This is a genomic window from Actinomadura luteofluorescens (assembly GCF_013409365.1).
Taxonomy (GTDB): Bacteria; Actinomycetota; Actinomycetes; order Streptosporangiales; family Streptosporangiaceae; genus Spirillospora; species Spirillospora luteofluorescens.
The window spans coordinates 7,447,665-7,458,836 of record NZ_JACCBA010000001.1 but is presented as its reverse complement, the minus strand read 5'-3'; the positions used below and the strand labels follow the sequence as shown (position 1 = coordinate 7,458,836).

Annotated in this window: 7 protein-coding genes; 5 read left to right on the top strand and 2 right to left on the bottom strand. The window is 72.4% G+C overall.

Going from position 1 to position 11,172, the window contains the following annotated elements:
• Positions 1-173: 173 nt before the first annotated feature.
• On the bottom strand, positions 174-1,931 hold the full coding sequence (locus BJY14_RS34630; RefSeq protein ID WP_312879537.1) for an AMP-binding protein: 1,758 nt from the start codon (positions 1,929-1,931) through the stop codon (positions 174-176).
• Positions 1,932-2,164: 233 nt separating this feature from the next.
• On the opposite strand from BJY14_RS34630, the gene BJY14_RS34625 reads away from it, so the two are divergent.
• From BJY14_RS34625 to BJY14_RS34605, 5 genes are all read left to right on the top strand, one after another.
• Positions 2,165-3,367, top strand: a complete 1,203-nt coding sequence (locus BJY14_RS34625; RefSeq protein ID WP_179847447.1) for a thiolase family protein — start codon at positions 2,165-2,167, stop codon at positions 3,365-3,367.
• A complete protein-coding gene (locus tag BJY14_RS34620; protein ID WP_312879536.1) occupies positions 3,364-5,445 on the top strand; it encodes a 3-hydroxyacyl-CoA dehydrogenase NAD-binding domain-containing protein in 2,082 nt (693 codons plus the stop codon). The genes BJY14_RS34625 and BJY14_RS34620 overlap by 4 nt, the downstream gene beginning before the upstream one ends.
• Positions 5,446-5,662: 217 nt before the next feature.
• The gene (locus BJY14_RS34615) at positions 5,663-7,150 is read left to right on the top strand and encodes an amino acid permease (protein ID WP_218905720.1); all 1,488 of its coding nucleotides are present in this window, start codon (positions 5,663-5,665) and stop codon (positions 7,148-7,150) included.
• A gap of 65 nt (positions 7,151-7,215) precedes the next feature.
• Positions 7,216-8,565, top strand: coding sequence for an FAD-dependent oxidoreductase (locus BJY14_RS34610; RefSeq protein WP_179847445.1), 1,350 nt, complete (start codon positions 7,216-7,218; stop codon positions 8,563-8,565).
• 64 nt (positions 8,566-8,629) lie between these two features.
• The gene (locus tag BJY14_RS34605) at positions 8,630-8,995 is read left to right on the top strand and encodes a hypothetical protein (RefSeq protein WP_179847444.1); all 366 of its coding nucleotides are present in this window, start codon (positions 8,630-8,632) and stop codon (positions 8,993-8,995) included.
• 174 nt (positions 8,996-9,169) lie between these two features.
• Here the strand turns inward: BJY14_RS34605 and dxs are convergent, their stop codons facing one another.
• Complete coding sequence (gene dxs / locus BJY14_RS34600) at positions 9,170-11,092, bottom strand: 1-deoxy-D-xylulose-5-phosphate synthase (protein WP_179847443.1); 1,923 nt, start codon at positions 11,090-11,092, stop codon at positions 9,170-9,172.
• Between the last annotated feature and the right edge of the window lie 80 nt (positions 11,093-11,172).

Genomic DNA, 11,172 nt, shown 5'->3' with positions numbered 1-11,172 from the left:
GAACGCGTGACCTGGCCGGTGGAGCGAGGCCGGAGGCGAGCGGAGCCGGGCGGATCGCGAAGCGATGCCGCGTTCGCCCAGTACCGGTCACGTAGCGAGCCGCCAGGCGAGCGCAGTGGGCCGGGACTGTGAAAACACAGCCGCCAGGCGAGCGCAGTGGGCCGGGACTGAATTCAACACAGCGGCCATGGGACGCGGCCCTCGGGCTCGGGCCGGCCGGGGCGGGCGGTCAGCCAGCGGTGCACGACCTTGCCGGTCGCGTTGCGCGGCAGTTCGGGGATGAAGTAGACGTCGCGCGGAACGGCGTAGCGGGCGACCTGGGCGTGCACGTAGGCGCGGACGGCGTCGGCGTCGAGCCGGGCGCCGGGCCGCAGGACGACGAACGCGGCGAGGCGCTGCCCCCATTCGGGGTCGGGGACGCCGGTGACGGCGACCTCGCGGATCTCCGGCATCCGCAGCAGGGCGTCCTCCACGTCGCGGGGGACGATGTTCTCGCCGCCGGACACGACCAGGCCGTCGCTGCGGCCGTCCACGAAAAGCAGGCCGCGGTGGTCGATGTGGCCGAGGTCGCCGGTGGCCAGCATGCCGTCGCGGACCTCCATCGGCTCGCCGCCCGTGTAGCCCTCGAACAGCAGCTCGTTCGCGGCGAAGATGTGCCCGCGGGTGGAGCGGCCGAGGCGGCGGCCGTCCTCGCCGAGGATGGCCAGGGCGGTGTTGCGGGGCGGGCGCCCGGCGGTGCGGGGGTCGGTCCGCAGGTCGCGCGGGGTCGCGATGGACACCCAGGACGCCTCGGTGGAGCCGTAGACGTTGTAGAGCCGGTCGCCGAACGCGTCCATGAACCGGGTGGCGAGGTCGCCGGGCAGCGCGGCGCCGCTCAGCGCCGCGATCCGCAGCGAGGACGCGTCGTACAGCTCGCGGACCCCGGGGGCCAGTTCCAGGATCCGCTGCAGCATGATCGGGACGGCGAACAGGGTGACGTCGCGGTGGGAGGCGACGGTCCGCAGGGTCGCCTCGGGGTCGAAGCGGCGGTGCAGGACGACCGGCGCCCGCAGCGCCCACGCCATCTGCAGCGCGGCGTAGCCCCAGGTGTGGAACAGCGGCGCTTCGATGATCATGGTCTGCCGGGCGCGCAGCGGGATCAGGGACGTCATCGAGGCCAGCGGCCACAGGCCGGGGCGGGGCGGGCGGCGGGCGCCCTTGGGGCGGCCGGTGGTGCCCGAGCTCAGCATGATCGTCCGGCTCTGGATCTGCGGGGGCGCGGCGGCGGACGCCGGCGCCGAGCGGATGATCTCCTCGATGCTCGGCCCCGGGTCGGCGGGGGCGGCGTCCGGGGCGGTGCGGGGCGGGGGCAGCGTCGCGGCGGGGACGGGGGCAGACAGCGGGGCGGCGGCGAGCGGCCGGTGATCGGCCCACACCACGGTCCGGCGCAGCGCGATCGGGACGTTCGCCAGCAGCGGCGCGAACTCGGCGTCCGCGACGAGCAGGGTGGGGCGCAGCTCGCCGAGCACGGCGCGGATCTGGCCCGTCCCGAACCCGGTGTTGAGCAGGACGACCTCGGCGCCGCGCCGGGAGCAGGCGACGAGGGTCAGGGCCATGCCGCGGTGGTTGCGGCACAGGACGCCGACGCGGGGGCGGGGACCGTGCAGGGGCAGCCCGGCGGCGAGGCGGGCGGCGCGCTCGTCCAGTTCGGCGAACGTCAGCTCGCCCTCGTCGTCGATCAGGGCGGTGCGGGACGGGGAGCGGGCGGCGGCGGAGGCGACCAGCCCGGCGAGCGTCGTGCCCCAGCGCCGCAGCGTGCCGAACTGGCGGGCCAGCCGGCGGGGGCCGCCGGAGAACAGCAGGCCGGTGCGGAGCAGGAGGGCGGCGAGGTCGCGGATGTGCCCGATCCGCCGGCGCATTCCCGGCCGGTATGCGGGCCTCGCGTGCGTCACCGTGCCCTCCTCCGGTGATTTCCGGTCACGTTACCCATCAGTCATTAACCGGACAAGGGTGTCAAGGGCCTGGCGGCGGGCATCGGGGCGATGAGCGGCGGGTCAGTGGTTACTGACGAGTAGCATTAAGGGTTACCAGCGAGTAGCCTCACTGTCGCGGGTACTCGTGCCGCCGGCAGGGGCGGCACGAGGCTCGACACCTTCATCCGAGCCCATCCCAGGGAGGACGACCCGTGCCTCGCACCGCACGCGACGTCGTGTTCGTCGACGGCGTCCGCACGCCGTTCGGCAAGGCCGGCCCCAAGGGGCTGTACGCGCAGACCCGCGCAGACGACATGGTCGTCCGCGCGATCCGCGAGCTGATGCGCCGCAACCCGTCCCTCCCGCCCGAGCGGGTGGACGAGGTCGCCGTCGCCGCCACCACCCAGACCGGGGACCAGGGCCTGACCATCGGGCGGTCCGCCGCCGTGCTGGCCGGGCTGCCGAAGAGCGTTCCCGGCTTCGCCGTCGACCGGATGTGCGCTGGCGCGATGACCGCCGTGACCACCACCGGCGCCGGCATCTCGTTCGGCTCCTACGACGTCGCCATCGCGGGCGGCGTCGAGCACATGGGCCGGCACCCGATGGGCGAGGGCGTCGACCCGAACCCGCGGTTCCTCGCCGACAAGCTGGTCGACCCGTCCGCCCTGGTCATGGGCTCGACGGCGGAGAACCTGCACGACCGGTTCCCCGGCATCACCAAGGAGCGCGCGGACGCCTACGCCGTGCGCAGCCAGCGGAAGGTCGCCGAGGCGTACGCGGCCGGCAGGATCCAGCCCGACCTGGTGCCGACCGCGGTCCGCTCCGCCGAGCAGGGCTGGGGCCTGGCCACCGAGGACGAGCCGCCGCGGCCCGGCACGACGATGGAGAGCCTGGCCGCGCTGAAGACGCCGTTCCGCGTGCACGGCAACGTCACGGCGGGCAACGCCGCGGGCCTCAACGACGGCGCCACCGCCTGCCTGCTCGCGGCCGAGGACGTCGCGCGCGAGCTCGGCCTCGCGCCGCGGATGCGGCTCGTCGACTTCGCGTTCGCCGGCGTCGAGCCGGAGGTGATGGGCGTCGGGCCGGTCCCGGCGACCGAGAAGCTCCTCGCCCGCAACGCGCTGACCATGGACGACATCGGCCTCATCGAGATCAATGAGGCCTTCGCGGTGCAGGTGCTCGCGTTCCTGGAGCACTTCAAGATCGCCGACGACGACGCGCGGGTGAACCCGTGGGGCGGCGCGATCGCCCTCGGCCACCCGCTCGCCTCGTCCGGCGTCCGGCTGATGAACCAGCTGTCCCGCCTATTCGAGGAGCGCACGGACGTCCGGTTCGGGCTGACCACGATGTGCGTCGGCATGGGCATGGGCGGAACCGTCCTCTGGGAGAACGCGAACTGGGAGGGCGCCAAGTGAACCCTGACATCTTCAAGGACGAGGTCGTCACGCACGCGCGCGTACGCGAGGTGACGCTGCCCTACGGCGCGGGCACGCTCGCGCTCATCACGCTCGACAACGGCTTCGACCACACCAAGCCCAACACGTTCGGCCCTGGCGGCCTCGCCGAGCTGAACGCCGCGCTCGACGAGGTCGCGGGGCGCGACGACATCGCGGCCGTCGGCGTCACCGGCAAGCCGTTCATCTTCGCCGTCGGCGCCGACCTCAAGGGCGTCCCGATGATCCGGCGGCGCGAGGACGCCGCGGCCATCGGACGGCTCGGCCACGACGTGTTCCGCCGCCTCGGCGAGCTGGGCGTCCCGTCCTTCGCCTACTACAACGGCGCGGCGATGGGCGGCGGCGTCGAGATCGGCCTGCACTGCACCTACCGGACGGTCTCGCGCGGCGTCCCGGCGTTCGCGCTGCCCGAGGCGTTCCTCGGCCTCGTGCCCGGCTGGGGCGGCACCTACCTGCTGCCGAACCTGATCGGCGCGGAGAGTGCGCTCAAGGTCGTCATCGACAACCCGATGGCCCAGAACCGGATGCTCAAGGGCGGGCAGGTCCACGAGCTGGGCATCGCCGACGCGATCTTCGATTCGGCCGACTTCCTGGAGGAGTCCCTCGCCTGGACGGCCCGGGTGCTCAAGGGCGAGATCACCGTGCGGCGCCCCGAGGTCGACAGGGGCAAGGCGTGGGACGACGCCGTCGCGATGGCCCGCTGGAACGTCGAGGGCAAGCTGCACGGCGCGGCCCCGTCCTACACGCGGGCGCTGGACCTGGTCGCCGCGGCCAAGGACCGCACCCGCGACGAGGGCTTCGCCGCCGAGGACGAGGCCCTGGCCGACCTCATCATGAGCGACGAGCTGCGCGCCGGGCTGTACGCGTTCGACCTCACCCAGAAGCGCGCCAGGCGGCCCGCCGGGGCGCCGGACAAGGGCCTCGCCCGCAAGATCACCAAGGTCGGCGTCGTCGGCGCCGGCCTGATGGCCTCGCAGCTCGCCCTGCTGTTCGCGCGGCGCCTGGAGGTGCCGGTCGTGCTGACCGACCTCGACCAGGAGCGCCTGGACAAGGGCGTCGGCTACGCGCACGGCGAGATCGACAGGCTGCTCGGCAAGGGGCGGCTGTCCCCCGACAAGGCCAACCGCCTCAAGGGGCTCATCACCGGCTCGCTCACCAAGGACGCGTTCGCCGACGCCGACTTCGTCATCGAGGCCGTCTTCGAGGAGATGTCGGTCAAGCAGAAGGTGTTCGCCGAGGTCGAGGAGTACGTCTCCGCCGAGTGCGTCCTCGCGACCAACACCTCCTCGCTGTCGGTCACCGAGATGGCCTCCGGGCTCGCGCACCCCGAGCGGGTGGTCGGGTTCCACTTCTTCAACCCGGTCGCGGTGCTGCCGCTGCTGGAGATCGTCCGGGGCGAGCGGACCGACGAGGCGACCCTGGCCACCGCGTTCGCCGCGGGCCGGACGCTGAAGAAGTCGTGCGTCCTGGTCAAGGACGCCCCGGCGTTCGTCGTCAACCGCGTGCTGCTGCGGCTGCTCGCCGAGATCGTCAAGACGGTGGACGAGGGCACGCCGATCGAGGTCGCCGAGCGCGCCGCCGCCCCGCTCGGCCTGCCGATGCCGCCGTTCGTGCTGATGGGGCTGGTCGGCCCGGCGATCGCGCTGCACGTCAACGAGACGCTGCACGCGGCGTTCCCGGACCGGTTCCCGCTGTCGGACAACCTGGCGAAGATGGTCGCGGCCGGGAAGAGCGGCGTGTACCTGCCCGACTTCACCCTCGACCCCGAGGTCGTGGAGATCTTCTCCGGCGGAACGAGCCCCTCCACCGAGGAGCAGGTCCTCGGCCGGGCGCTCGCCGCGCTCGCCGACGAGATCCGGATCATGCTGGACGAGGGCGTCGTCGCGGCCCCGCAGGACATCGACCTGTGCATGATCCTCGGCGCCGGCTGGCCGTTCCACCTCGGCGGCATCACCCCGTACCTGGACAGGTCAGGCGTCGCCGAGCGCGCCGCGGGCGGGCGCTTCCTGGAGCCGGGGGTCGCCTCCCTGCCCTCCTGACGCCTGCCCTCCTGACGCCTGCCCTCCCGACCCCGGGCCACCCGGCCCCGGCCCGGCCGGAAGAAGGGGCGTTCCGAACCACGTTCGGAGCGCCTCTTTTCCGGCGTTCACCCATGTCGCGGACATGCGCGCGTTCCGGCGGATCATAACCCGCGCACATTCGGGCATACGCCTGACGGTCGTATGCCGGACACCGGGACGTGAAGGGGCCTCGAAATTGAAGGTGCTGCGCACGAAGTCGATCGAGCAGTCGATCCAGGACACCGAGGAGCCCGAGCACCGGCTCCGCCGTGACCTGTCGGCGTTCGACCTGACGGTCTTCGGGATCGGCGTGATCATCGGAACCGGCATCTTCGTGCTCACCGGCGAGGTCGCCAAGGACAAGGCCGGTCCGGCGGTCGCGCTGTCGTTCATCCTCGCCGCCGTCGTGTGCGGCCTCGCGGCGCTCTGCTACGCCGAGTTCGCCTCCACCGTCCCGGTCGCCGGCTCCGCCTACACCTTCTCCTACGCCACGATCGGCGAGTTCCCCGCCTGGATCATCGGCTGGGACCTCATCCTGGAGATGGCCCTCGGCGCGGCCGTGGTGTCGGTCGGCTGGTCCGGATACTTCGCCTCGCTGCTGGACGACGCGGGGATCACGATCCCGACGGCGCTCGCGGCCCCGCCGGGCGAGGGCGGGACGGTGAACATCCCCGCCATCTGCCTGGTGCTGGCGGTGACCGCGCTGCTCGTCCTCGGCGTCAAGATCTCCTCCCGGGTCAACGCGGTGGTCGTCTCGATCAAGGTGGCCATCGTGCTGCTGGTGATCTTCGCCGGGCTGTTCTTCGTCAAGGGCGCCAACTACCACCCCTTCATCCCGCCGTCCAAGCCGACGCCGAGCGTGCAGGGCCTCAAGGCGCCACTGATCCAGGAACTGTTCGGCAGCGCGCCGGTCAGCTACGGCTGGCTGGGCATCTTCTCGGCCGTCGCCATCGTGTTCTTCGCCTACATCGGCTTCGACATCGTCGCGACCGCGGCCGAGGAGGCGCGGCGCCCGCAGCGGGACCTGCCGATCGGGCTCATCGGCTCCCTCGTCATCACCGCCGTCCTGTACGCGGCCGTGGCGACCGTCGTCGTCGGCATGCAGAAGTACACGGAACTGAGCGTCGCCGCGCCGCTCGCGGACGCGTTCAAGGCCGTCGGCCATCCCGTCTTCGCCACGATCATCAGCATCGGCGCGGTCGTCGGCCTCACCACCGTCGTCCTCATCCTGCTCCTCGGGCAGAGCCGCATCTTCTTCGCGATGGGCCGCGACGGCCTGATGCCGCCCTGGCTCTCGGCCGTCCACCCGCGCTTCGGCACCCCCTACCGCGCGACCATCATCATGGGCGTGGTCGTCGCGGTGCTCGCCGGGTTCATCCCGCTCGCCGAACTGGCCGAACTGGTCAACATCGGCACGCTGTTCGCGTTCCTCGTCGTCTCGGTCGCCGTGGTGATCCTGCGCCGCACCCGCCCCGACCTGCCCCGCGCGTTCCGCACGCCCTGGGTGCCGGTCATCCCGGTCCTGTCCGTGCTGGCCTGCCTGTTCGTGATGATCAACCTGCCGGTGGAGACCTGGCTGCGGTTCCTCGCCTGGATGGTCGTCGGCGGTGTCGTCTACGCCGCCTACGGGTACCGCAACAGCAGGGTCGGCCGTCGGGCGGAGGGAATCTCCTACAAGTCCTGACACCGTCCCCGCCGTGACGGGACTCACGGTGTCCTTTCGACCGACGGGTGTGCACAATGGCGCGCATGGCATCTCCAGCGCGCGTCGCGGTGATCGGGTCGGGCCCGGCGGGGATCTACGCCGCCGAGGCCCTGGTGAAACAGGCCGGCGACGACGTGCGGGTGGACGTCTTCGACCGGCTTCCGACGCCGTACGGGCTGGTGCGCTACGGCGTCGCGCCCGACCACACCTCGATCAAGTCGATCGCCCGGTACCTGCAGCGGGTGCTGGAGAACCCGGCGGTCCGGTTCTTCGGGTGCGTCGAGCTGGGCCGCGACGTCACCCGCGACGACCTGCTCGGATGCTACGACGCCGTCGTCTACTCCACCGGCGCGATGGTCGACCGGCACATGCGGATCCCCGGCGAGGACCTGCCCGGCAGCATCGCCGCCACCGACTTCGTCAACTGGTACTGCGGGCACCCCGACGCCGCCGACCACGCGTTCGACCTGTCGGTCGAGGAGGTCGCGGTGGTCGGCGTCGGCAACGTCGCCGTCGACGTCGTGCGGATCCTCGCCAAGACGGTCGCCGAGCTGCGCGACACCGACGTCCCCGAGCAGGTGATCGAGGCGCTGTCGCGCAGCCGCGTCCGGCGCATCCACATGATCGGGCGGCGCGGGCCGGCGCAGGCGAAGTTCACCACCAAGGAGGCGCGCGAGCTGGGCGAGCTGCCGAACGCGAGCATCCACGTCAGCCCGCGGGACATGGAGCTCGACCCGGCGAGCGCGGAGCTCGCCGAGAACGACCGGCACGTCCGCGGCAACATCAAGGTGCTGAGCGCCTGGACGGACGAGCCCGCCGCCGGCCGCGCCCGCCGGATCGACGTGCGGTTCTGGCGCGCCCCCGCCGAGATCCTCGGCACCGACCGCGTCGAGGGCCTCAGGCTGGAGCGGACCCGGCTGGACGAGTCGGGCCGCGTCACCGGGACCGGCGAGTTCGAGACGCTGCCGGTCGGCATGGTGCTGCGCTCGGTCGGCTACCAGAGCGTCCCGCTGGAGGGCGTCCCGTTCGACGAGCGGTCCTTCGTCGTCCCGAACGAGGGCGGCCGGATCCTCGGCCCGGACGGCGCCTTCGTGCCCCGCGAGTACGTCGCCGGCTGGATCAAGCGCGGGCCGTCCGGCGTCGTCGGGACCAACAAGTCCGACGCCGCCGAGACCGTCCGCAACCTGCTGGAGGACCTCGCGGACGCCGGGACGGCGCCCGAGCGGACCATCGAGGAGCTGCTGGAGTCGCGCGGGCTGCCCGTCGTCACCTACGACGACTGGCTGAACCTGGACGCCGCCGAGATCGCCCTCGCCCGCAGCCTCGACCGCGGGGAGCGCGTCAAGCTCGCCCGCTGGGAGGCGATGCGGTCCGCCTGCCGGGGCCCCGCATGATCCCTTCGAACTCCCCGCCGGGAAACTAGTGACGCAAAGGTGACCCGGACGCTACGGTGCGCGTGTGACCGGCGGTCCTGAACTGCACGGGTTCCCCCCACCCGAGTCGGTCCCCGACCTCAGGTGGCTAGGACCCGACTACATCTCCGTACTGGTGTACGACCTGACGCGGGGTCTCCTACACCAGGATCCGCGGACGTCCGTCCTGGGCGTGCGATGCGAGGGCGTGCCCAGTCTCGCGCCCTCGGTCGACCCGGCGGGCGTCATCCGCGCGCACGACGCCTGCTTCCCGCTCCAGGTCTACGTCCAGGACGGCGCGGGGCGCCCCTGGTGCCTGCGCGGGCGATGGACGTACTTCGGACGTGAACTCGGCACGTCCACCGCGTCCATCACCCACGCCTGGCGCCTGCTGTCCGCGGAAGGCGCCTAGGCTGTGTTCTCACAGTCCCGGCCCACTTCGCTCGCCTGGCGGCTCGCTACGTGACCGAGCCTGGGCGAACGCGGCATCGCTTCGCGATCTGCCCGATGCCGCTCGCCTCCGGCTTCGCGGCACCGGGCAGGTCACGCGTTCGCGAGCGTGACCGAGGCCACCTCGGGGCGGTCTTCAGGAGCGCTCCTTCGAGGCGGCGGGCTCGTCGGCGTCGGCGGTGATGCGGGCCACCGATTCGGTCACGTCGCGCGCCAGCGCCTGCGGCGTGAGCCCGATGTCGGTGAGGATCTGCCCCCGGGACGCGTGGTCGAGGAACTCCTGCGGGATGCCGAAGGTGCGCAGGGGCGCGTCGACGCCCGCGTCGCGCAGCAGCCGGGCCACGGCGTCGCCGACGGCGCCGGTGCGGCCGTTGTCCTCGGCGACGGCGACGAGGGTGTGCTCGCGGGCGAGGTCGAGCAGCGCCGGGTCGAGCGGCTTCACCCACCGGGGGTCGACGACGGTGACGCCGATGCCCTGCGCGGCGATCAGCTCCGCCGCCTCGACCGCGGGCGTCGCCATGGAGCCGGCAGCGACCAGGAGGACGCGGGCGCCGTTGGAGCCGTCGTGGCGGGCCAGCACGTCCATGCCGCCGGCCTTGCCGACCGCCTCGACGTCGGCGGCGGCCGGGCCCTTGGGGTAGCGGATCGCGGTCGGGCCGTCGGAGACCGCCACGCACTCGCGCAGCAGCTCGCGGAGCCGGGCGCCGTCGCGCGGGACGGCGATGCGCATGCCCGGCACGAGCTGCAGGATCGACAGGTCCCACATGCCGTTGTGGCTGGCGCCGTCGCTGCCGGTCACGCCGGAGCGGTCCAGGGCGAAGGTGACGGGCTGGCGGTGCAACGCCGCGTCCATCAGGACCTGGTCGAAGGCGCGGTTGAGGAACGTGGCGTACAGCGCCACGACCGGGTGCAGGCCGCCCATCGCGAGGCCGGTGGCGGAGGTGACCGCGTGCTGCTCGGCGATGCCCACGTCGAAGATGCGGTCGGGGAAGGCCTCGGCGAACGGCGCGAGCCCCACGGGGTAGAGCATCGCGGCGGTGATGCCGACGACGTCGCGGCGCTCCCGCCCGATCGCCACCATCTCCTCGCCGAAGACCTTCGTCCAGTCGGGGCCGCCCTTGCCGGTGACGAACTTGCCGGTGGCGGGGTCGAACGCGCCGCCGCCGTGCATGCAGTCCTCGGTGTCGTTCTCGGCGGGGGCGTAGCCACGGCCCTTGGTGGTGATGCAGTGCACGATCACCGGGCGGCCGAACCCGCGGGCGCGGCGCAGCGCCCGCTCGACGGCGTCCTCGTCGTGGCCGTCGATCGGGCCGACGTACTTCATGCCGAGGTCCTCGAACATGGCCTGCGGCTGCAGGACGTCCTTGAGGCCCTTCTTGATGCCGTGCAGCGCCTCGTAGGCGACGTTGCCGACCACGGGCGCCCGCGGCACCGTCTTCTTGATCAGGTCGAGCGCGTTCTCGTAGCCCTGGGTGACGCGCAGGTCGGCCAGGTGCGAGGCGAGGCCGCCGATGGTCGGCGAGTAGGAGCGGCCGTTGTCGTTGACGACGACGATGACGGGCCGGTCGACGCCCGCGGCGATGTTGTTCAGCGCCTCCCAGCACATGCCGCCGGTCAGCGCGCCGTCACCGACGACCGCGACGACGGCGCGGTCGTCCTCGCCGCGCAGCTGGAAGGCCTTGGCGAACCCGTCGGCGTAGGACAGAGCGGTCGAGGCGTGCGAGTTCTCGATGATGTCGTGCTCGGACTCGGCGCGGCTCGGGTAGCCCGAAAGGCCGCCGCGCTGGCGCAGCAGCTCGAAGTCGTGCCGGCCGGTGAGCATCTTGTGCACGTAGGCCTGGTGGCCGGTGTCGAAGAGGATCTTGTCGTGCGGCGAGTCGAAGACGCGGTGCAGCGCGATCGTCAGCTCGACGGCTCCCAGGTTGGGCCCCAGGTGCCCGCCGGTCCTGGAGACCGCCTGGACGAGGAACTCGCGGATCTCCTCCGCGAGCCGAGACAGCTGAGCGGCGTCCAGTCGTTTGAGGTCGCCGGGACCTGTGATCGACTCCAGCAAGCTCACTCGTTTCAACTCCTCCGTCGGGGATTCGGTCTCCCCTGGCTCGGGCCGTTCCGAGTTTAATCCCGGTTCGCCCGCGACGC

What these genes read in the sequence shown, in the direction of transcription:
- BJY14_RS34610 (WP_179847445.1), top strand. Translation starts at nt 7,216, where the DNA reads ATGGCATCTCCAGCGCGCGTCGCGGTGATCGGGTCGGGCCCGGCGGGG.